This window comes from Pseudoalteromonas sp. P1-25 (assembly GCF_001401805.1).
Classification (GTDB): domain Bacteria; phylum Pseudomonadota; class Gammaproteobacteria; order Enterobacterales; family Alteromonadaceae; genus Pseudoalteromonas.
In genome coordinates this window covers 68,454-89,881 of record NZ_LKDW01000005.1, presented here as the reverse complement: position 1 = coordinate 89,881, position 21,428 = coordinate 68,454, and the positions used below count along the sequence as shown (strand labels likewise).

Genomic DNA, 21,428 nt, shown 5'->3' with positions numbered 1-21,428 from the left:
TTATAGTGTGTTACTTATTGAATAAGTACAAAGATAGACTCTCTGCCACGTTTAACGCCAAGTACAATATTACCTTGGGTATCTTCGATAATTTTGTTCATTTGACGAATGTTTTCTACACGTTGGCGGTTAACTTGTACAATAATATCACCTTCTTCAAGACCTACGCGTGCCGAAGGAGAGCGCGGATCTACTGTGGCTACTTCAATACCTTTAGTGCCATTTTTTTGCACGTTTTCAAGCGTTGCACCTTGGAATGCAGGATGCAGTTCATCGCCTGCAGCTGTTACACCCGATGCGCCATCAAGGGTCACCTTAATAGTTTTTACTTTGCCATCGCGGTAAATACCTAATTTAACTTCACGGCCTTCACCTAAAGTCGCTATTTTGCTACGCAGCTCATGGAAGCCACTAATATCGCTACCATTAATACTAATAATAACATCGCCAGCTTTAATACCTGCTTTACTTGCTGCGGTATCATCCATTACTTGCATAACATAAGCCCCTTGTTTAACGTCAAGTTGCTGTGCTTTTGCAAGGCCTGCATCAAGTGGGCGGCCAGAAATACCCAGTGAGCCACGGCGAACTTCGCCATGTTCAATAATTTGGTCGACTAGGTTTTTCATCATATTTGATGGAATAGCAAAGCCAATACCTACATTTCCTCCCGAGGCACCTAAAATAGCAGTATTAATACCAATGAGTTCACCATTTAAATTAACTAAAGCGCCTCCTGAGTTACCTTGGTTAATAGCCGCATCGGTTTGAATAAAGTCTTCATAGCCTTCAATATTTAAACCACTACGCCCTAATGCACTTACAATACCTGAGGTTACGGTATGGCTTAAACCAAATGGATTACCAATGGCCACTGCAAAGTCGCCGACACGCAATTTATCTGAATTAGCGAGTTTAACTGCGGTTAAATCATCTGCATCTATTTGTAATAATGCAATATCAGACTCTTTATCTGTACCTATTTTAGTCGCTTCAAATTCACGGCCATCTTCTAGCGTCACCACCATTTTTTCGGCATCTTGAATTACGTGATTATTTGTTACGACATAACCTTCATCGGCATCAATAATAACCCCTGAGCCTAACCCACTAAATTGACGTTTTTGGCTACGTGGTTGAGGGTTACCAAAAAAGTATTCAAGGGGGTCTGCACGACGACGTACTTCTTTTGACCCAGAAACCTGAATGCTCACAACGCCTGGAGTAATTTGCTCAAGCATAGGCGCAAGTGTAGGTAATTGTTGGCCGTTAACAGCAATAGGTAGTTTTGCATAAGAGGCCATAGGGCTTAATAATAAGCTCGTAGATAAGATTGCAGCACTAATAAGTGATAATTTCATTTTCATAGTCAGGGTGTACTCCACATCACAGGAAAAGCAAAAAGGCTGCATAAGCAGCCTCTTCGAATTTAAATATAAAGCTGTTACATTTAAAGACTATGGGGTCAAAAAAAAGTTCCTCAAGATAGCACTAACATTTTAGCGTGCATCGTATATCAAGAGGCTTTTACTGTTTTTGAATCGCTATTTTGTCCTGCAAACAAACCAGACTCGCCCGATACGTAATCGGCAGGTTGTGCCTGTGCAGATGAACGGTCAACTTCGCGTTCTTTTAAAGACGCTTGTAATTGCTCAGTTGTTTCTTTAGAGAAAAACGGCTCACTAGGGGCTTTGTTTTTATCATCAAGTAATAGTTGATTAGTTTCTTCAACATGGTTGAGTAGTTGGTCGTAATTTTCTTTCATTTTATTCACAAGCTTACCCGTGCTTGCTAAATGATCAGCCACATCTTGGCGATACTGCTCAAGCGCGTTTTGTGCTTGCTCTGCTTGTTCTTTTAATTCATCTTGTTTAAATTGTTTTTTAGTAACGAATGCACCAACAAAAAATGCCACTACAGCAGTAATGACAATTAAACCTACCCACGTAACTGTGCCCATAACTTTACCCCTTTGGGAAAAAATATCTAATAATGCCTGATTCAAATATAAATCATCCTGTAGGTAATATACCCCGAGTTAAGATGCGTGTTAATATGCTGAGCAAATTAAACTGTGTTTAAAATGTAATTAGATATGACTCCTTGGCAAACTTACCAGCAAGATCTTAAGCGCGATGACTTTGTACATGACCAAGCACAAGAAAATGCAGTGCGCCATTTACAACGTTTATACGATGACCTGACAAATAAAAAACCGCAGCAGCAAGGTTTTTTTGCAAAGTTGTTTAATAAAAACGAACCTGAGCCAATAAAAGGGCTTTATTTTTGGGGCGGTGTAGGGCGTGGTAAAACCTACCTAGTCGATACCTTTTATGAGGCACTGCCAGGTGAGCGTAAAATGCGCGTGCATTTTCATCGCTTTATGCACCGAGTTCACGATGAACTAAAAAAACTCAATAATAAAAGTAACCCGCTAGAAATTGTTGCCGACATATTTAAAGCCGAAACCGACATTATCTGTTTTGATGAATTTTTTGTGCAAGATATTACCGATGCCATGTTACTCGGCGGCTTAATGCAGGCATTATTTGCACGCAATATCGTATTAGTCGCTACCTCTAATATAGTACCTGATGATTTATATAAAAACGGCCTGCAACGTGCGCGTTTTATTCCGGCCATTGAACTGGTAAAAGCGAACACAGAAATAGTAAACGTAGACTCTGGTATTGATTATCGCTTGCGTACCCTTGAGCAAGCCGAAATATTTCACAGCCCATTAGATGAGCAAGCCGATAAAAACTTATTTGAATATTTTGATAAACTCTCGCCAGAGGCGGGGGAATGTGACCAACCCATAGAAATAGAAGGGCGCTTAATCAACACACGCAAAGTGGCTAAGTGTGTAGTGATGTTTGAATTTAGCGAATTGTGCGAAACCGCACGTAGCCAAGTCGATTACATGGAAATTAGCCGTTTATATAACACCGTTATACTTTCTAATGTAAAACAGCTTGGGCAAAATAATGACGATGCAGCTAGGCGCTTTATAGCCTTAGTGGATGAATTTTACGAGCGCCATGTCACCTTGATTATTTCGGCTGAAAAGCCAATTATTGAGCTATATACGCAGGGCAACCTTAACTTTGAATTTAAACGTTGTATTAGTCGCCTTCAAGAAATGCAGTCATTAGAGTATTTAGCAAAAGAGCATTTATCGTAGCGCCAGTTTATAAGCGCGTAATAACTCTTTTAACCGGCTTTATTGTGTTTTTATATCAATACATAAATTTTTGTAATTTTCTTGTGGAAAAAACAACCGCTCGGTAGCAATGTGTTTTAAGTGCTGGTATACTCCCGCGTCTGCCACGTTGCGTTCTATGTCCTCATATAGTTTAGCCACTTGTGAGCGGCGCTAAAGTCTAAAACTCGAAGGGGTTATAGCATACTTAGAGCGGTAGTTAATAATAACTGCCTGTGGTTTTAATTGAAAAACATTGGATTTTTATAAATGAAAACGTTTGTTGCTAAACCAGAAACAGTAAAACGTGACTGGTACGTAGTTGACGCTGAAGGTAAAACTTTAGGTCGCATCGCTACTGAAATCGCTCATCGCCTACGCGGTAAGCATAAAGCTGAATACACTCCACACGTAGATACTGGTGATTACATCATCGTTATCAACGCTGAGAAAGTTACTGTAACTGGTAACAAATTCAAAGATAAAGTGTACTACGCTCATACTGGTTTCCCAGGTGGTCTTAAGTCTACTACTTTTGATAAACTTCAAGCTGCAAAGCCTGAAATGATCATCGAAAAAGCTGTTAAAGGCATGTTGCCACGTGGTCCTTTAGGCCGCGCAATGTACCGTAAACTTAAAGTTTACGCAGGTACTGAGCACAACCATGCTGCACAACAGCCTCAGGTTCTAGACATTTAAGGAGCACTATCATGGCAAATCAATACTACGGTACAGGTCGTCGTAAAAGTTCAAGTGCTCGCGTATTCTTACGCCCAGGCACTGGTAACATCGTAATCAACAAGCGCTCTTTAGAAGAGTACTTTGGTCGCGAAACAGCACGCATGGTTGTTCGTCAAGCTCTTGAGCTTGTTGACATGACTGAAAAATTTGACCTTCACATCACCGTTGCCGGTGGTGGTACAACTGGTCAAGCTGGTGCTATCCGTCACGGTATCACTCGTGCACTTATGGAGTTTGACGAGTCATTACGTCCACAACTTCGTAAAGCAGGTTTTGTTACACGTGATGCACGTAAAGTTGAACGTAAGAAAGTGGGTCTTAAGAAAGCGCGTAAGCGTCCACAGTTCTCAAAACGTTAATTTTTACGTTATCAAGAATTCAAAAACCCAGCTTATGCTGGGTTTTTTGTTTTTGGCATTTAAATTTAAGTACTTACCTACCTCCAGCCTCCTTTTTTAAGGCCAGGCGCTGATCATATTTTGTATTTACCGCGTATTTAATGTACGAAAGTTAAAAAACACCCATTTCACTGCAAAAAAGTTAAATAATTATCGCAATTAGTGTAAATCCATCAGTTAATTGGTGGAATTTTTTGCTACAATTGGCTGGCAAGTAGTATGAGCAAGTTCAACATCACCATGTACAGTTTATCTGTTTCCTCTTAGTGGGGTTGATCTTGGTCAGTATATTGTTTTTACAGAAGCGCTATTATAGTCATTCGGCTTTATTCTCGAGCTTACTTTATCAACCTGTTGATCAAGTCGGGTTATTCGAGCGTGAGGCTGTGAATAACCTTGTTTTAATCAAGGGTTTTAATTATGATCGCTTCTATTTTAAAATTTTTGAAAAATTAACCTGCTGTAACTGATGTTCTCAATATAGCAAGTGTTGAGAATCATAGTGGAGATAAGTGGATGAGCAATGCGCCTGTAGACAATGGCCGACGTCGCTTTTTAACCATAGCTACCTCTGTTGTAGGTGGTGTTGGTGCGGCTGGGGCTGCTGTTCCTTTTATTGCGTCTTGGAATCCAAGTGAGCGAGCTAAATCTGCGGGTGCGCCTGTAGAAGTAGATATCAGCAAACTTGAGCCAGGGCAATTAATACGTGTCGAGTGGCGTGGTAAACCTGTATGGGTTGTATCACGTACCCCTAAAATGCTTGAGCAGATGAAAGAACATGAAGGTCAACTTCGTGATCCGCAATCGCAAGAGCCACAACAACTAGAATCATCAACAAATGATTACCGTTCATTACGCCCAGAGATATTTGTCGCTGTGGGTATTTGTACGCATTTAGGGTGCTCGCCAGGTTTCTTACAAGGTAACTTTGGTGAGAAAGTTGAGGGCACTGACGATGGATTTTTCTGTCCGTGTCACGGTTCTAAATTTGATATGGCTGGACGAGTATTTCAATCAGTACCAGCACCATTAAACTTAGAAATACCACCTTATACTTTTCTTGATGATACCACTATTTTAGTGGGCGAAGAAAAAGGGGTAGCCTAATGTTTGGTAAGCTGATTGGTTGGATTGACGACCGTATCCCAATGACACGTGTTTGGAACATGCACATTGCACAGTACCCAGCACCTAAAAACTTTAACTTCTGGTACTTTTTTGGCTCACTAGCTATGTTAGTACTGGTAAACCAAATCCTTACAGGTATTTGGCTAACGATGAACTTTGTTCCATCTGCTGAGGGCGCTTTTGCATCAGTAGAGTACATCATGCGTGATGTGGAATACGGTTGGCTATTACGTTATTTACACTCAACGGGTGCATCTGCGTTCTTTATCGTTGTATATCTGCATATGTTCCGTGGCATGATCTACGGTTCTTACCAAAAACCACGTGAATTACTGTGGCTATTTGGTATGTTTATTTTCTTAGCGTTAATGGCTGAAGCCTTCATGGGTTACTTACTACCATGGGGACAAATGTCGTTCTGGGGTGCACAGGTAATTATTTCACTATTTGGGGCTATCCCGGTTATTGGTGATGACTTAACACTTTGGATCCGTGGTGACTACGTAATATCGGGTGCAACGCTTAATCGCTTCTTTGCATTACACGTTATTGCCCTACCATTGGTTATTGTTATTTTAGTGTTCTTGCACATTGTTGCTCTTCACGAAGTGGGTTCTAACAACCCTGACGGTGTTGAAATAAAACGCAAAAAAGGCACTGTAGCTGAAGAAGATAAGCCTAAATTTAAATTCCATGAGTATTACACCAGCAAGAAAGATATTGTTGATGCGATACCGTTCCACCCATACTACACAGTAAAAGATATTGTGGGTGTTGTTGGCTTCTTGATTTTGTTTTGTTGGGTAGTATTCTTTATGCCTGCAATGAATGGTTTCTTCCTTGAAGCGCCAAACTTTGAAGCGGCAAATCCACTTAAAACACCTGAGCATATTTTCCCTGTTTGGTACTTTACGCCATTTTATGCAATCCTTCGTGCTATCCCAGACAAGTTAATGGGTGTTGCGGCTATGGGTGCGTCTATAGTGGTACTAGCATTGTTACCTTGGATTGACCGTGGTCGTGTTAAATCGGTTCGTTACCGTTGTGGCTTCCACAAGTGGAACATTGCAGGTTTTGTTGTAACTTTCGTTCTTTTAGGTTGGGTGGGTGCAACTCCACAAACTGACTTGAAAACGATAATTTCTCAAGTCTGTACTGTGACTTACTTTATGTTCTTCGTACTGTTATTTGTATACAGTAAGAATGAAAAAACTAAGCCATTGCCTGAGAGGTTAACGAAATGATGAAAAAGCTAATTATCGGTATATTTGCTTTATCAGTAAACTTGCTGCCTAATATGGTTATGGCTGCAGGGCCGTCAGTTCCTTTAATGGAAGCGGGTAACGATATATCTGATCAACCTTCTTTGCAACGCGGCGCTAAGTTGTTCATGAATTACTGCCTTGGTTGTCACCAAATGCAGTACCAACGTTATGAACGTACTTTCCGCGATATTGGTATTCCGACAGAGCTTGGTAAAGAGCAGCTAATTTTTGACGGTTCAAAAGTAGGTGGTCATATTCTTAACGCTATCACTAAAGATGACGCTGCAAAATGGTTTGGAGCGGCTCCGCCGGACTTAACAAATGTGGCGCGTGTGCGCGGTAGTGATTGGATTTATACTTACTTAAAATCGTTTTACAAAGACGAATCACGTCCGTTTGGTGTTAATAATACGTTATTTCCATCAGTAGGTATGCCACATGTTCTTCAAGAGCTACAAGGTTTACCTACACCTATTACTGAAGAAGTAGAACAACACGGTGAAACAGTCATCAAGGTTGTTGGTACTGAAACAGATGGTAAGGGCGAGCTAAGCGTTGATGAATACGATCAAGCTGTTCGTGATTTAACGAATTTCTTAGAGTATGTAGGTGAGCCTACACGCCTTGAGTCAGAAGCGTTAGGTATTAAGGTAATCGGGTTTTTAGTTATCCTGTTTATCTTGGCATTTATGCTTAAGAAAGAATACTGGAGAGATGTTCATTAATTTGAGCATTTTACAAGGTAATTTTGCAATAGGGGCTTAAGCCCCTATTGCTGTTTTAGTTATTTAATGGAGGTATAGGCATGGCCGTAGCTGCCAATAAGCGCCCTGTAATGACCCTTTTTTCTGGTGCTAACTGTATGTATAGCCACCAAGTACGTATTGTACTTGCAGAAAAAGGTGTAAGTGTAGATATTCATTTGGCTGAAAAGGATAACTTGCCAGAGGCACTTCACGAAATTAACCCTTATGGTACAGTACCGACACTGATTGACCGTGAGCTTGGCTTATATCAGGCAAACATCATCATGGAATACCTTGATGAACGTTTCCCTCATCCTCCACTAATGCCTGTTTATCCGGTAATGCGTGGTCGTAGCCGTTTAATGATGCACCGTATTGATACTGATTGGTACAGCTTAGCTGAAAAAATCAATAACAATACTGCAGATGCTGAACAAGCTCGTAAAGAGCTAACAGAAGCACTACTTGCAATTGCACCAATCTTTAACGAAGCACCTTACTTTATGAGTGAAGAGTTTAGCTTAGTAGATTGTTACTTAGCACCGCTATTATGGCGTTTACCAGAGCTTGGTATTGAGCTTAATGGCTCTGGCGCTAAAGAGCTAAAAGAGTACATGATACGCTTATTTGAGCGTGAGTCATTCCAAGCTTCTTTAACTGAAGCAGAGCGTGAGATCCGTTTATAATGACGCCTAATCGTCCTTATTTATTACGTGCTTTTTTTGATTGGATCGTAGATAACGAGTGCACACCGCATTTAGTGGTGGACGCAGATTACCCAGCAGTGCAAGTGCCTACGCAGTTTGTACAAGATGGCCAAATAGTGCTTAATATTAGCCCTTCAGCCGTAACTGGGTTTTCGTTAGATATGGAGCAGCTAAGCTTTAATGCGCGCTTTGGTGGGCAGCCAATGCAGGTATATGTGCCTTTAGGTGCAGTACTTGCTATTTATGCGCGTGAAAATGGCGAAGGAACAGTCTTTACCGCAGAAGAGTTTTTAGAGGACGAAGACGATTTTGTACCTGAGCTTGAAAGTGTAGAGACATCAGATGAACTTATTGATGAGACTCCGCCGCCAGAAAAGCCAGAAAAGAAAAAAGGTTCGCATTTACGCGTTATTAAGTAACGTTTAAATACAAAAAAACCGCTAATTTAGCGGTTTTTTTATGTGCTTTTATAAATATTCAAACACTTTAATAACGCGCTCTACACCTGATACATTGCGTGCAATATTAACCGCTTGGTTAGACTCAGACTCAGATACTAAGCCCATTAAAAATACTTCAGCGTTTTCTGTTACTACTTTAATATTATTACTTGGAATATCTTTCGCTGTTAGCAGCTGCGCTTTTACTTTAGAAGTTAACCATGAGTCGTGTGTTTGTGTGGTAATACCAATATTAGAGCCAATCCTAATTTGATTGTGTATTTTACGTATACCTGAAAGCCCCTCAATGCTTTGCTGAGCTTGGTTTTTCATTTCTTGATTGGCGACTTGCCCAACTAATAAAACAATGCCATTTACGCTTATAGCGTCTACATTAGCAAACTTTTCTAATCGTTCAACTTCACTCAGCGCAATACTGGCTTTAATTTCTATATTATTATCATCTATTTGAGAGCCAATTGTACGGCGATCATTTGCTGCAGTTACTGCACCAGCTGTTCCTGCAACCACTGCGGCTGCACAGCCTTGCAGTAAAACAACAGTACCTAAAACAATAAGAGAGCGTTTAAACATAATTTTCATCCTGCGGGAAAAGAGTTAAATCAACCAGTTCACTTAAACAATGTAAGTTAACTAAGTGAGATTCAATAATGCGGCTAGGTCGCTTAGAAGGCGTACGAATTTCTACATCATTAGGGCCTAATAAGCCAACAAGTTCTCCACCGTCATCACCTACCATCACTATGACCTTCATATCTTTAGTAAGTGCAGCCTCTACAGCAGAAATAATATGTTTTTCGTTACCATTAATGGCAAGCGCAAGTAGTAAGTCGCCTTGTTGTGCAAAGGCGCGTACTTGGCGAGCAAAGGTATCATGCTCATCCACCTGGCTATTTTGTCCTAAATTAATGTTTTCTTGAGATAGCGCAATAGCAGGTAAACAGGGGCGCTCAGTTTCGTAGTGATTAACTAATACGCCGGCTATGTGCTGCGCTAACATATGGCAGTTTGTTGTGCCACAGCAAAGAAGTTTATTCCCATTAATTAAACTTTGTGCAATGGTAAATGCCGCAGACTCAAGTGCGCTGGGCAGTACTTCGCCTGCTGCTATTTGTACTTGAATGCTCTCTGTGAAAATTTCTTTAATTGTATCTTGCATAGACTACCAATAATTTATTCGTCATTTTTGTATGTTGCTGGACGTTTTACTAATCTGTTTGTGGATAATTCTAAAGTACGTTTTTAATCCAGTTTATATTGCCAGCCCCTTGACCTGTAATGGCTACATAGTCGGCTCTGATAGGCTGATTAGTTAAGTTTTTTGCTGCCAAGTAGTGATAAATAGTACGTTTTAATCGCGCTTGTTTTTGTGCACCAAGGGCATAATTTGCGCCGCCTCTGGCATTGTTTTTACGAAACTTAACTTCCACAAATACAAGCGTATCGCCGTGTTTCATAATCACATCAAGCTCACCAAAGGGGCAATAATAATTACGCTCAATAGGCGTTAGCCCCTCACGGATTAAGTATTTTTCTGCTTGGCGTTCATAGTACTGGCCTTTTTCTCTGCTATTTTGCCACAGCGCTTTAAACCACGACATAGCCGCTCCAGATTAATCAAACGTAAGCGAAGTGCTTTCGTTGGCTGATTGCATAAATAAAGGTACGGGCTGCTTTGTTTCTAGTTGTACGGCTTTTATGCGTCTATTTGTGTATTGTGCCCAATCAAGCGTACGCTCTATGTGCCCACTGGTATTAACCGAAAGCTTTCCACTTAAGCCTGTAAACTTATTGCCGGGCATTATGCTCAGCTGCCTAATATCACTTAGCACCGACACTGCATCGTAAGCCATAGCAAATAAGCGCTGGCTTATATCGGCATTTTCAGGCCACAACGTGTTGTATTGGTTGCGTAAATTATGCTGTTTAACTGTTGAATTAAGCATCCAGGGCAGCTCTGTAAAGTAAAGTCCTTCTAAATCGCCTTTGTCGGTACGATCGATTTGTTTACTGTGGCTTTTTGAGCTAGCGTACAATGGAATACGCTCTGCAAAAGTACTGACATTTACATCTAAATAAGGTTTTATCAGGCGTGTTTCTATGGCATCACCTAAAATGTAAATAGCATCGATATCGCTACGTGAGCGGGTTTCACTTTCTACTTCTTGTTTAAATAAAGATTTAACCATTTTAATACGCTGCTTAGATTTATCGACCTCTAACAAGCTTGTAATTGTGTTTGGCATGTCTTTGTTATCGTTATAAAAACCAATTTGCGGTTTGGTTTCGCTATAGCGCTGCCACTGAATATTAAAGTAATCTACCAAACGTTGACCATTAGCATTATTAGGCGCTAATAGCATGGGCTTTTGATAACCTTTAGCTAAAAAGTGCTCCAGCGCTTGCTGTACTTCATGTTCAGGGTTTAAAGCAAAAAAGTAGTGTTGCAGCGAGAGTCGTTCGCCATCAAACGTATTTAAGTGTAATGTTGGCGTATCGATAAGTGTTTTAGCTTGCGCAAGTTTATCAATATTCGCTTTTAATAATGGCCCAATCACAAAGTCTGGATTAAATTGGCTTAGTTGCTCGTTTAACGCTTGAGTTGAGAGGTTTTCATCAATAAAAACGGTATCGCTAATAGTTTGCTTATCAAGCCCTGCTAAAATGCCTGCTTTAAGGGCGTCACCTAAACGCTCATTGGCGCCTGATTGCGGTAAAAGTACAGCTAAACGCTCAATGTTAACTGGAGCTAGGTTGGCTAGTGCTTCATCTTGCTCTGGTAAAATAGCCACTGCAGGGTGCCCTGGGTAACGGCGACGCCAGTTATTAATGGCTTGGTCAAGCTCTACACCGCTATTTGCATAGACTTGATGATATAAAGCTAAATTAGTCCAACCTTGTTGAATAACAGAGCCACGATTAAAGCGCTCTAGCGCATAAGAAGACAGCTTAGTTAAGTTATCCCAAAGCGCTTGTTGCAATGAAGGAATTTCAATGTTGTTTTTATTCGCTGTTTCTGAGGCCCTAAAAAAGTAAGGTGCAGCGCGCTTAGGAAAGTTTTGTGATGCATAAATGCTAGCAGTTAAATATTGATGCCAAGCAAAGTGCTCAGGCTGTTTAAGTTGGCCGTCGAGCGATTGTAAAATAACGAGTGCTTGATCGTTTTTATTTTGCTGCTTTTGCGCATAAGCAATGTATAAGCGGTTTTGAATTTTATCAACGCTTGGGGTTTGCTCAAGCTCATTACAAATATTTTCAAGTAATGGCCAGCTTTGCTCCGAAATTGCGGCATCTCGGGCACTGTAAAGTAATTGAATTTTGTCTGCACCGGTGCGGTTTAAGGCTAATTTATAAATAGCATCGGCACTGGTTGCTTGATTTTGCAGCGCATTCGCACTGGCATTAGTACTATCGCTATTTTTAGTTGGTTTTTCGGTTGTGCTACAGGCCGATAACCCTGACAATATAATTAATAGACTAACAAGTTTAAGTCGCACAATGATTTCCCAATACGTTAACGCGATTTGCTTATATTACTGACTGACGCAGGAGACCTCAATGTTAAATGAGGAGAATTCACAGAAAATTGGCACTCTTTACATTGTAGCCACCCCAATTGGCAATTATGACGACTTAAGCCAGCGTGCCATCGCGACATTATCGCAGGTTGACTTAATCGCTGCTGAAGACACGCGCCACACCGGTAAGCTGCTAAGCCACTTTGGTATAAAGGCTAAAACCTTTGCATTACATGACCATAACGAAAAGCAAAAAGCGCAGCAAATTATTGATTGGCTAAATGAAGGCAAAAATATCGCGCTGGTGTCAGATGCCGGCACGCCGCTAATAAGCGACCCTGGTTATGCCGTAGTAAACTTGTGCCGCGAGCAAGGCGCACATGTAACGCCCGTGCCTGGTGCGTGTGCTGCGATTACTGCGGTGTGTTGCTCGGGCCTACCAACCGATCGTTTTCAGTTTATTGGCTTTACACCGGCTAAAAGCAAAGCAAGGCAAGACTTTTTTATTGAGGCTGTTAATTCAGGCATTACCAGCATAATGTACGAAAGCACTCACCGTATTATGGCAAGCCTAGATGATTTAGAAGCGGCACTTGGTAATGAGCAGCAAGTGGTTTTTGCAAAAGAGCTAACCAAAACCTTTGAAACCTTTTTTAACGGCACAGTGAGTGAGTTAAAGCAATTTTTAACTGATGATCCCACTAAGCAACGTGGCGAAATTGTTTTAATGTTGCCAGGCAAACCTAAGCTTGTGGACGATATCCCACCCGAGGCGCGTAAAATGCTGGCGCTACTTGAAAGCGAAATGCCGATGAAAAAAGCCTGTGGAATTGTTGCAGAATACTTTGGAATGAAGAAAAACGCCCTGTATAAAACAATTATTGACGAAAAAGCGTAAATCTTTACTGCGTACAAGGCGCAGCTCATGTATACTGCGCGCCGAGTTAGCCAAGATAATCGCTGCCTGTGACGAAAATGATCAGGGGGAGGAAAGTCCGGGCTCCACAGGGCAGAGTGCCAGCTAACGGCTGGGGGGCGTGAGTCCACGACAAGTGCAGCAGAGAGGAGACCGCCAACTTTCGGGTTGGTAAGGGTGAAAGGGTGCGGTAAGAGCGCACCGGGCCGCTAGTAATAGTCGGTTGCAAGGTAAACTCCACTCGGAGCAAGACCAAATAGGGTTCTATCATTTTAAATAATGAACGCGTGGCCCACGTGAGAACCGGGTAGGTTGCTTGAGCCATAGAGCGATTTATGGCCTAGACGAATGATTATCACTTTCTTCGGAAAGGACAGAACCCGGCTTATATGGCTAACTCACTCATTCAACAAAACAGCCCGCAGTTAACGCTGCGGGCTTTTTTGTGTTTGAAAATTATAATGTATGAAGTCAAGGTTCGACCCCGCAGGTTTTAATTGAATTAGGCTTTCTTGAATATGTAGAGAATATAAACGAGGGGTCTTGTACGAGATCACGTCGGCAGAAAGTATAACAAGCTGGTTTGCTCGCTTAATTACTAAGCTTGATATAGCAAGTGTTAACGAACTAGATGAAATGCGCAGTTTTCACAGTTTTAGCCATACGTTTATCAGTAACATACGAAATAATCACTCTTCTGATTTAGCGCTGCTACAGCAGGTTGTTGGGCATGAACTTTTTAAAGGTGGGATTACAGATGAGTACACACATAAAAGTGCGGATTTAAAGAGGTTGGCTGATGTGATGAATGCATTTGAATAATGAACACTTAGTGTTTAGACTCTTAAACGTAAGTATGTGAACAAAATACTCTTTTAGATAGGAATGATTTTTTACAGTGAAGTTTCTTATAATATCAGATTTACATGCATGTCCTAAAAGCTCTGAGCAAGAACATTCTAGATTAGTGTTTGATGGGGTAGAAAATGAATTCGGAACAAGATTCATAGAATATTGCAAATCTATAAATTTATATCCAGATTTTTTAGTATGTCCTGGAGACATATCTAACCACGGGTGTGCAGACTCCTTTAAAAACGGTTGGGGCTTTCTAAAAGAGGTTCAATCACAGCTCGAAATTAACGGGTTATTATGTGTTCCAGGTAATCATGATTTACAGTCAAGACCAGGAATTGAAATTTCACCTCTACATCAAGTTAAGTTCTGTGCACCTCCATTTCCTAGTAATGAGTATGAGTTTAATACCCATTTTTGGGCGTGGGGGTGGGGTCATATTTCATATGATAACTTTAATTGTATTTTCTTAAATTCAAGTGCTTATCATGGGTTTAATGATGAATTTAAACATGGTCGAGTTGCGCAGGAAACAGTGAGCCAAATCGTAGATTACATAAAAAGTGATAAATTTGAAGAGAAAGCATTTAATATACTTTTATGTCATCACCATCCAGTAAAGAGGGAAGAGGTTGATTATGGTTCAGACTTTGAAGTGATGGATGGTGGCCAGCTTCTTATTTCTAGCATAGAACAAGCTACTTCATCTCCATGGTTAATTATTCATGGACACAAACATTTTGCAAGTTTGTTTTCTGCCTCCAGCGCTGGCTATAACCCGCCACTTATTTTCTCTGCTGGAAGTTTTAGTGCAAGGCTTTATCCTGAAATCTCTGAAAGAACTACAAATCAGTTTTATGTATTAGATATCAATTTAGAAAAAACAAGTGAAGATGAAAGACTGATTGGTACTTTTGAAGCCCATTCTTGGGATATAAAAAACAATTGGCACCCATCAAAGTCTAAGAATTTACCACATAAAGGAGGCTTTGGCTCTGATGTACGGCCTAAAGAAGTTATTGAAAAGCTTAACACTTTACTTGAAGGGACAACATACTTAAATTCAGATGATCTAATTGAGGTTAATGATGTATTGCAACATTTAACGCCTACTCAATATGATCAACTTATCATTAAGCTAAATAATGAATTTGAAGTTGAGTTATCTGATAATCTTTTATTTGAGGTCTCAAAAAATGCTTAATCAAATTCATTCTTTTAATAAATCATTTAATGCTAAATCGACTTCTAAGCAAAGCTTGTGTGATAGTTTCATTCCAAATAGCCATTTTGATCGGTTAATTTCTCCTAATCATACTGTTATGGTTGGTCCAAGAGGAAGCGGTAAAACCACTCTGTTAAGAATGTGTGAGGCTGAAGCACTAAATATATGGGAAAGTGAACAATCAAATGAGTACCGTTCAAAGGTTGATTTTTCCGGAGTTTTTATCCCTACAGATAGGTTTTGGAAGGCACAATTTGATCGTTTATCTAAGATTTATAAAGCAAATAACTTAGTTCTAAAGTTGCTCAACTCAGCATTTACATATCATGTTTTAGAATGCTTTTCGTGCTCTTTAGTATACAGAGCATTAAAAAATAAAGGTTCATGTGACTATAAAAAAATAGAATTATCAAAAGAAGTTGAAAGTGAGTTAGTTGGTTATTTAGCAGACCTATGGTGTGTTGAGGTTAAAATCCCATCATTAAGGGGATTATCTATAGCTCTCACGATGAAGAAGCTTGAAGTTTCGTCGTATATTTCATCTTTAAGTGGCCCAGTTTCAAAAAACTTAGCCCCTATATTTGTTGAGTCTGAATTAATTTCGCTGATGGATGCAAGTATCAGTATAGTAAATCAATATTTTGGGGAACTGAACGAAAAGTGGGCACTATTGTTTGATGAGCTTGAGCTAGCTCCGGATAGTTTTGTTCAGCCTTTGCTTAATAACATGAGAGGTGGTCCTCAAAATATTATATTAAAATTAGCTCTTTCACCTTATCACAAAGATGTTTCAATAACGGAAGACTCATTTAGCAGTATGCATAAGCAGGATCTGTCTTTCATAAACTTAAGCGGTGTTAGAGATGATGGCGTTGAGTTTGCTAAAGCGCTAAGCAATTATATATTCAAGCAGGAAAATTTACTTAAACCAATTGAAGAGTACTTTGAAGGTTTCGATATAGACAGGGATAAAGAGTTTGAAGAGTTAGCGTCTAATGATGATAGTTTTTCAGATTACTTAAAATCACAAAAAGTCTTAGGAAAAAAGTACTCATCTCTTCGCAGTACTGAAAAAGATGTGGTACGTCGTATTCAGTTTAATGTTCATTTAAGAAATTATCACCGCGCACGAAGAAAGCGACCCTCAAATTATTACACCGGCTTTTTAAATATTTGCAATATATTGGATTACAACCCAAGGATGCTTATAGGTGTTATGAGTATTTTTGCATCAATAGCTAAATCAGAGGGGATCGTTAAGAGCCATAAGCAAATAGAGTGCATTAACGAATACTATCAATCATTTAAAGCATTGTTAAATACAATTGCAGTAGAGTCTGATGAGTCTGGAGTGAGGTCACTTTATGATGTAATACAAGAGATAGCTCAATACTTTCATCAACAAATACATGGAGGGGGATTTTCTCCAAGTCCAAAAGGAAGTATTACATTCAAAAATGATTACAATGAGAACTACATGGATGCAATAGGATTAGCATTAAATGCAGGTGCTCTAGTGATAGAAAAGAATGAAATAGATGCTTTTCAAGATATCAATAACTTGAGAGGTGCAAGGTGTAGATTATCTTATATATTTTCACCTGAATATAGACTTCTGATGAATCTACAGCCTCCAGTTGATTTGGTAACAATATTGAATCATAAAAGATTAAAAGTTTTTAATATCTTAGACAGTAAAATCACACAAATGGAGTTGAATGTATGAGGTTATTAAAAAATGCAATGAATGAGCACTTTGATTTGGCTATTTTTGGTTTAGGCTATGAAAGCCGCTCCACTTTTGCCTATGAAAAATATAAGGCTGTCTCGACAAAAATAGTTGTGTTAGGTTACAAGTCCAATCAACATGTACTTTACTATCAAAAAAATAAAAAAGCTTTTGAAAGCGCTGAAATCATAGAGGAACAGTGCTCGGATATTACTGAGTTTCTCATAGGAAAAGTTGATGAACTAAATCAACTTGAAAGTGCAAATGTTATGATAGATATAACTGTTATGACACGACATAGATTAGCATTAGTTCTAAACTTTTTAATAAAAAACTTAAAACCAAAGATAAATATAACAATTTGCTATATTGCATCCAAATACGTTTGCCCACCAAGTGATATGCAGCCAGTGAAAAAAGTAGGGCCATTGATTGAAGAGTTATCAGGTGGGCTTGGTAATTTATCTTATTCTACTTCAGCTATCTTTGGGCTTGGGTATGAGCAATCTAAAGCGCTTGGAATTTATAATTATCTAGAACCAGATAGTGCATATTCCTTTATACCTAAGAGTTTGAATGTTGAGTTTGAAGAGGATGTAAAAGCCAATAATCTATCTTTATTAAACTCAACCCCTTCTGAGAATACATACTCTTATAATGTTTATAGCCCATATGACACTTATATTGACTTGAAGTCTTTGGTTTTATCTTTGGCTGAAACCTCAAGAGTTATCATTGTTCCATTGGGGCCAAAAATTTTGTCAGCAGTATCATTGATTATTGGTTTAGAGCTATATCCTGATGTAAGTGTGTGGCGTGTTTCTTCATTACATTCCGAAGAGCCTATGGATCGAGTTGCGGATAGAGAAATACTTCAAACAATAACTCTATAGTCGTAATTGATTAAGTAGTGTTAATACATATTAACGTTAGTTGGTAATGGTAAATCAAGGCTTTCTATGGAGCACACCTAAGTTTAATCTATAAACGTGCATAAATAGTGTGCCAAAGTCTGTATCTTTTCCCTCACTAAAAACTTTAACGTATTGATTTTTCAGGTTTTGTATTGAATATCCCTGTTGACTTATATGGCTAACTCACTCATTCAACAAAACAGCCCGCAGTTAACGCTGCGGGCTTTTTTGTGCCTAAAATTTGATTAAGTATTGTGTTGTTTTTTAAGGTTCTGGCTGGCCTTTTTTAAGTCGCTTACTGAGTGCTGGTTGCGATATACCAAGCAACTGGGCTGCTAATGATTGGTTTGAGTTAGCGCGCTTCATTGCCTCTGCGACTAATAACTCTGCCGCTTGTTTTAGTGTAGGTAAGGTAGATGACGACTCAAACAGTGGTTTTGAAAGCTGGGCATGCATATCTATTGTGGGCACGGCGCTGCGCACACTTTCAAAGGCTTTCATCGATAAGTCCCCTGATTGGTGGGTGCTCATTGCGTCAAATGCCATAGCGCGCAGCTCTCTGATATTGCCAGGGAATGTATAGTTTTCGAGTAAAATTAATAGTTCTTTTGGAATACTTGCCACCGGTTTATTAAATTCTTGCGCAGCTAGCGTTAAAAAATGCTCTAGCAGTAAAGGGATGTCTTGTTTGCGCTCCCTAAGTGGTGGAATATTCACATGATGAATTTTTAAACGGTAGTATAAGTCGTTTCTAAATTCGCCATTTTCTTTTTTAGTGAGTAAGTTTTGGTGAGTGGCTGCAATAATGCGCGCATTAATGCGTTTTGGTGTATCGCTGCCTACTGGGTAATATTCGCCTTCTTGCAAAAGCCTTAATAACTTTACTTGTGAGGCGAGGTTTAAATCGCCAATTTCATCAAGAAATAATATCCCGCCTGATGCACGTTCTATCATCCCTTTACGGGCTTGCTCTGCGCCTGTAAACGCGCCTTTTTTGTGGCCAAATAAGGTATCCGAAAACAAGTTATCATCAAGGCCGGCTACGTTTACACACACAAGCTCACCACTGCAACCGCTGGTTTCGTGAATTGCTCTGGCTATGAGCTCTTTGCCTACGCCACTTTCGCCGGTAATTAAAATAGGCTGCTGGCTGTTTGATATAGATTGGATGTAATTAAACACCGAATGCATTTGATGATCCACACTAATAATTTTAGAAAACGCAGGATCCAGGCTTGTTTGATTTTCTAGTAGGTAGCCACGCATGGCTTGGTTTTCTAAGTTTAGCTCTTGAAAACGCACCACCTGCATTATGCTATTACTTAGGCGTTCGGGATCTTCTGTTTTTACATGGTAACCATAAGCGCCTAATTTTATACATTTTACAGCGGCTTCTACTTGATTAATGCCACTGATGATCACCACCGAAATGTGTGGAAAAAGCTCGGTAATTTGCGCTATAAGCTCATCACCACTGATATGTGGCATGTTTAAATCAAGCAATACAACACGAATATTTCCTTGGTTTAGTTTGGCTATTACATCGCGGCTATCGTTACATTGTACAATGTTGTTAATGCCGCAGTAGCGCTCTATTGCAAACGATATGCTTCGTAGAAAGCTGTTGTCGTCATCACAAATAAGGACCTCAAAACTAGGGTATAAATTAGTATTCATAGTTCACTCTCGTGTTGTAATAAGGGTAGTGAAAGCTTTACTTTTGTGCCTTTACCGAGCGTTGATTTGAAGGTGAGTTGGCCTTGGTGATCCGCCACGATCCCCGCTGATACAGACAGCCCTAAACCGGTGCCACCCGATTGCCGTTTGGTGGTATAAAACGGATCGGTAAGCTTAATTAAGTGCTGTTGATCAATACCTACACCTTGATCTTCAATGCTCAGCACAACGTGATTGTATTTAGTATGGAAATAGCTGGTGATAATGATTTTTTGCGATTTATCTTCAAGCGCTTGGCAAGCATTTAAAATCAAATTAACGATTACCTGTTCGATGCGACTGCCGCTGCCTTTAAACAAAGGTAGCGAATTGGCTAGGTTAACCTCTAAGTGGTTTGTAGCGTTTTTAATTTGGTTTGTAACTAAGCGAATAGATCGGTTTGTTAGTAAGTTTAAATCTAATTGCTCTGTTTTTTCGTGTGATGTTTCACCTTTTACCGCAAAGCTTTTTAAATCTTCTACTATGCCTTTTACTTTGTTACTGGCGATGTGCATATCGTCTAAAATTTCTGGCAACATTTGTTTAAAACGTGGGTAGCTTACACCCGCAATAAGAAAGTCGCCTTGGCGTGCTTGGTGCTCATCGAGTATGTCTGTTGCATCTTCAAAGGCTTCTTTTATAAACGGAAAATTCAAAGTTAAAATGCTACACGGGTTATTAATTTCATGGGCCACTCCCGAAACCAACACCCCTAAGGAGGCCATTTTATCTGCATGAAGTAGCTGTAACTGCTGCGCTTGTAGCGCTTTGGTACGGCTTTCTACTTTTTTACGCAGTGCTTTGTTCCATATTATCACCACGATACTAATGAGTAGCAGCACTACTACACATATACCTGCGATTACCCCAGCTTTTGACCACGGCGACACGTTTAACGGGCCAAACCATTTGTCGTAAATTTCTTGCTGGCGACCGGTATTTTTTAAAATAGCTAAACCTTGAGTAAATTGCGATAACAATGCTTCATCTGCGGTTTTAGTGGCATAACCATAAAGCCTGTTTCTTTCTAGGCTAGAAATAGCCGTAATGTTTGATAGCCCTAGTTTTTTACTTAAATACAAACCAGGTAAGTTTGAAACTACAGCAAAATCATAGCGCCCAGAGGCAAGCAAGCGCAGAGCATCGGCGTGCGTTTCAACGGGTATTAGTGTTATTTTTAGGCCAGAGTCTTTTAGCATATCAAAGGCTGAGCCATTATTTTGAACAATCACTCGAAAGCCTTCAAGCTCTGTGTAATTGGTAATTTTAGGGCTATTGTCACGCGCAAAAATAGAGTGGTTCACAAAGGTATGCGGGCTAAAGTTATATAGGTCGGTGCGCTCGGGTGTGGCGGCCATGCCTTGCAAAATATCTACATTTCCGCGGTCAAACTCAGCTCTTATTTCGGCCCAAGGCATCAGCTTTATTTTTATATTAAGCCCCATTACCGCCGCTATTTCTTGGCTAAGCTCTACGTTATAGCCTGTAAGCTCGCCATCTTCGTTAATAAACTCATAGGGTGGGTAGTTAAAATCGCCGCCCACTATAATTTGTTTAGGCTCAGTTAAATTAGCCTGCGCTAAACTGCTTACGCTATTGATCGCCATCAGGCTTAGTAGCGCTATTTTTAGTACATAAAACCAAGCGTTTTGTTTGTTGAGCAAGTGTGTAAACCTCTGCATTTTTAGTTGTGTTAGGTCCGTTAGTTAATTGTGTAAGCAATACAAAAAAATGGTGTGTATGTTCCTTTTACAGCTGCAAAATGGTTATTTTTATTTGGCGGAGAGGGACTATAGTCTGTATTTTAATTTTATATAAATTAGGTACTAACGAATTTGGCATGATTTTAGGTCTTATTTATTTGCATTATAAGGTAACTAAAAATAAGTTATCCATGAGTTTTGATG

21 protein-coding genes and 1 other RNA gene are annotated in these 21,428 nt (G+C 39.8%); 14 read left to right on the top strand and 8 right to left on the bottom strand.

Annotated features, from left to right (window positions below):
* Positions 1–14: 14 nt before the first annotated feature.
* Both AN393_RS05195 and AN393_RS05190 read right to left on the bottom strand, forming a co-directional pair.
* Positions 15–1,367, bottom strand: coding sequence for a Do family serine endopeptidase (locus tag AN393_RS05195; RefSeq protein WP_055014201.1), 1,353 nt, complete (start codon positions 1,365–1,367; stop codon positions 15–17).
* Positions 1,368–1,516: 149 nt separating this feature from the next.
* Complete coding sequence (locus tag AN393_RS05190; RefSeq protein ID WP_055017518.1) at positions 1,517–1,960, bottom strand: YhcB family protein; 444 nt, start codon at positions 1,958–1,960, stop codon at positions 1,517–1,519.
* 135 nt (positions 1,961–2,095) lie between these two features.
* Here AN393_RS05190 and zapE point away from each other — a divergent pair, with 135 nt between their 5' ends.
* The 8 genes from zapE to AN393_RS05150 all read left to right on the top strand — a co-directional run bounded on the left by zapE (position 2,096) and on the right by AN393_RS05150 (position 8,606).
* Positions 2,096–3,184 carry a cell division protein ZapE gene (gene zapE / locus AN393_RS05185; protein ID WP_055017517.1) on the top strand — a complete coding sequence of 363 codons (1,089 nt, stop codon included), beginning with the start codon at positions 2,096–2,098 and terminating at the stop codon, positions 3,182–3,184.
* Between the two features lie 288 nt (positions 3,185–3,472).
* Positions 3,473–3,901, top strand: a complete 429-nt coding sequence (gene rplM, locus AN393_RS05180) for a 50S ribosomal protein L13 (protein ID WP_004589103.1) — start codon at positions 3,473–3,475, stop codon at positions 3,899–3,901.
* A gap of 8 nt (positions 3,902–3,909) precedes the next feature.
* Positions 3,910–4,302, top strand: a complete 393-nt coding sequence (rpsI, locus tag AN393_RS05175) for a 30S ribosomal protein S9 (protein WP_024600778.1) — start codon at positions 3,910–3,912, stop codon at positions 4,300–4,302.
* Between the two features lie 555 nt (positions 4,303–4,857).
* Positions 4,858–5,448, top strand: coding sequence for a ubiquinol-cytochrome c reductase iron-sulfur subunit (petA, locus tag AN393_RS05170; RefSeq protein WP_055017516.1), 591 nt, complete (start codon positions 4,858–4,860; stop codon positions 5,446–5,448).
* Positions 5,448–6,713, top strand: coding sequence for a cytochrome b N-terminal domain-containing protein (locus AN393_RS05165; RefSeq protein WP_055014197.1), 1,266 nt, complete (start codon positions 5,448–5,450; stop codon positions 6,711–6,713). The genes petA and AN393_RS05165 overlap by 1 nt, the downstream gene beginning before the upstream one ends.
* A complete protein-coding gene (locus AN393_RS05160; protein ID WP_055014196.1) occupies positions 6,710–7,459 on the top strand; it encodes a cytochrome c1 in 750 nt (249 codons plus the stop codon). Before AN393_RS05165 ends, AN393_RS05160 begins: the two co-directional genes overlap by 4 nt.
* 80 nt (positions 7,460–7,539) lie before the next feature.
* Positions 7,540–8,166: a stringent starvation protein SspA gene (gene sspA / locus AN393_RS05155; protein WP_055014195.1), complete on the top strand. Its 627-nt coding sequence runs from the start codon at positions 7,540–7,542 to the stop codon at positions 8,164–8,166.
* Positions 8,166–8,606, top strand: coding sequence for a ClpXP protease specificity-enhancing factor (locus AN393_RS05150; RefSeq protein WP_055017515.1), 441 nt, complete (start codon positions 8,166–8,168; stop codon positions 8,604–8,606). The genes sspA and AN393_RS05150 overlap by 1 nt, the downstream gene beginning before the upstream one ends.
* A 48-nt stretch (positions 8,607–8,654) precedes the next feature.
* Here the strand turns inward: AN393_RS05150 and dolP are convergent, their stop codons facing one another.
* From dolP to AN393_RS05130, 4 genes are all read right to left on the bottom strand, one after another.
* On the bottom strand, positions 8,655–9,221 hold the full coding sequence (gene dolP, locus AN393_RS05145) for a division/outer membrane stress-associated lipid-binding lipoprotein (RefSeq protein ID WP_004589110.1): 567 nt from the start codon (positions 9,219–9,221) through the stop codon (positions 8,655–8,657).
* Positions 9,214–9,807, bottom strand: coding sequence for an SIS domain-containing protein (locus AN393_RS05140; protein WP_055014193.1), 594 nt, complete (start codon positions 9,805–9,807; stop codon positions 9,214–9,216). Before AN393_RS05140 ends, dolP begins: the two co-directional genes overlap by 8 nt.
* Positions 9,808–9,877: 70 nt before the next feature.
* Positions 9,878–10,249, bottom strand: a complete 372-nt coding sequence (locus AN393_RS05135) for a YraN family protein (RefSeq protein WP_055014192.1) — start codon at positions 10,247–10,249, stop codon at positions 9,878–9,880.
* Between the two features lie 12 nt (positions 10,250–10,261).
* Positions 10,262–12,145, bottom strand: coding sequence for a penicillin-binding protein activator (locus AN393_RS05130; protein ID WP_055017514.1), 1,884 nt, complete (start codon positions 12,143–12,145; stop codon positions 10,262–10,264).
* 61 nt (positions 12,146–12,206) lie between these two features.
* Between AN393_RS05130 and rsmI the strand changes: the two genes are divergently transcribed.
* The 6 genes from rsmI to AN393_RS05105 all read left to right on the top strand — a co-directional run bounded on the left by rsmI (position 12,207) and on the right by AN393_RS05105 (position 17,784).
* On the top strand, positions 12,207–13,064 hold the full coding sequence (gene rsmI, locus AN393_RS05125; protein ID WP_055014190.1) for a 16S rRNA (cytidine(1402)-2'-O)-methyltransferase: 858 nt from the start codon (positions 12,207–12,209) through the stop codon (positions 13,062–13,064).
* A gap of 43 nt (positions 13,065–13,107) precedes the next feature.
* Positions 13,108–13,486, top strand: an RNA gene (gene rnpB / locus AN393_RS05560) — RNase P RNA component class A.
* Between the two features lie 139 nt (positions 13,487–13,625).
* Positions 13,626–13,904: a hypothetical protein gene (locus AN393_RS05120; RefSeq protein WP_055017513.1), complete on the top strand. Its 279-nt coding sequence runs from the start codon at positions 13,626–13,628 to the stop codon at positions 13,902–13,904.
* 76 nt (positions 13,905–13,980) lie between these two features.
* Positions 13,981–15,141, top strand: coding sequence for a metallophosphoesterase (locus AN393_RS05115; RefSeq protein ID WP_055017512.1), 1,161 nt, complete (start codon positions 13,981–13,983; stop codon positions 15,139–15,141).
* Positions 15,134–16,888, top strand: coding sequence for a hypothetical protein (locus AN393_RS05110; protein ID WP_055017511.1), 1,755 nt, complete (start codon positions 15,134–15,136; stop codon positions 16,886–16,888). The genes AN393_RS05115 and AN393_RS05110 overlap by 8 nt, the downstream gene beginning before the upstream one ends.
* On the top strand, positions 16,885–17,784 hold the full coding sequence (locus AN393_RS05105; RefSeq protein ID WP_055017510.1) for a hypothetical protein: 900 nt from the start codon (positions 16,885–16,887) through the stop codon (positions 17,782–17,784). The genes AN393_RS05110 and AN393_RS05105 overlap by 4 nt, the downstream gene beginning before the upstream one ends.
* 285 nt (positions 17,785–18,069) lie before the next feature.
* Here the strand turns inward: AN393_RS05105 and AN393_RS05100 are convergent, their stop codons facing one another.
* Together AN393_RS05100 and AN393_RS05095 are read right to left on the bottom strand one after the other, a co-directional pair.
* Complete coding sequence (locus AN393_RS05100) at positions 18,070–19,482, bottom strand: sigma-54 dependent transcriptional regulator (protein WP_055017509.1); 1,413 nt, start codon at positions 19,480–19,482, stop codon at positions 18,070–18,072.
* Positions 19,479–21,185, bottom strand: a complete 1,707-nt coding sequence (locus AN393_RS05095) for a transporter substrate-binding domain-containing protein (protein ID WP_161804163.1) — start codon at positions 21,183–21,185, stop codon at positions 19,479–19,481. Before AN393_RS05095 ends, AN393_RS05100 begins: the two co-directional genes overlap by 4 nt.
* Positions 21,186–21,428 lie beyond the last annotated feature (243 nt).

Coding starts and splice junctions, on each gene's coding strand:
- AN393_RS05160 (WP_055014196.1), top strand. CDS start 6,710: ATGATGAAAAAGCTAATTATCGGTATATTTGCTTTATCAGTAAACTTG.
- dolP (WP_004589110.1), bottom strand. CDS start 9,221: ATGTTTAAACGCTCTCTTATTGTTTTAGGTACTGTTGTTTTACTGCAA.
- AN393_RS05100 (WP_055017509.1), bottom strand. CDS start 19,482: ATGAATACTAATTTATACCCTAGTTTTGAGGTCCTTATTTGTGATGAC.
- AN393_RS05150 (WP_055017515.1), top strand. CDS start 8,166: ATGACGCCTAATCGTCCTTATTTATTACGTGCTTTTTTTGATTGGATC.
- AN393_RS05190 (WP_055017518.1), bottom strand. CDS start 1,960: ATGGGCACAGTTACGTGGGTAGGTTTAATTGTCATTACTGCTGTAGTG.
- rsmI (WP_055014190.1), top strand. CDS start 12,207: ATGTTAAATGAGGAGAATTCACAGAAAATTGGCACTCTTTACATTGTA.
- petA (WP_055017516.1), top strand. CDS start 4,858: ATGAGCAATGCGCCTGTAGACAATGGCCGACGTCGCTTTTTAACCATA.
- sspA (WP_055014195.1), top strand. CDS start 7,540: ATGGCCGTAGCTGCCAATAAGCGCCCTGTAATGACCCTTTTTTCTGGT.
- AN393_RS05135 (WP_055014192.1), bottom strand. CDS start 10,249: ATGTCGTGGTTTAAAGCGCTGTGGCAAAATAGCAGAGAAAAAGGCCAG.
- AN393_RS05165 (WP_055014197.1), top strand. CDS start 5,448: ATGTTTGGTAAGCTGATTGGTTGGATTGACGACCGTATCCCAATGACA.
- AN393_RS05140 (WP_055014193.1), bottom strand. CDS start 9,807: ATGCAAGATACAATTAAAGAAATTTTCACAGAGAGCATTCAAGTACAA.
- AN393_RS05110 (WP_055017511.1), top strand. CDS start 15,134: ATGCTTAATCAAATTCATTCTTTTAATAAATCATTTAATGCTAAATCG.
- rplM (WP_004589103.1), top strand. CDS start 3,473: ATGAAAACGTTTGTTGCTAAACCAGAAACAGTAAAACGTGACTGGTAC.
- AN393_RS05195 (WP_055014201.1), bottom strand. CDS start 1,367: ATGAAAATGAAATTATCACTTATTAGTGCTGCAATCTTATCTACGAGC.
- zapE (WP_055017517.1), top strand. CDS start 2,096: ATGACTCCTTGGCAAACTTACCAGCAAGATCTTAAGCGCGATGACTTT.
- AN393_RS05105 (WP_055017510.1), top strand. CDS start 16,885: ATGAGGTTATTAAAAAATGCAATGAATGAGCACTTTGATTTGGCTATT.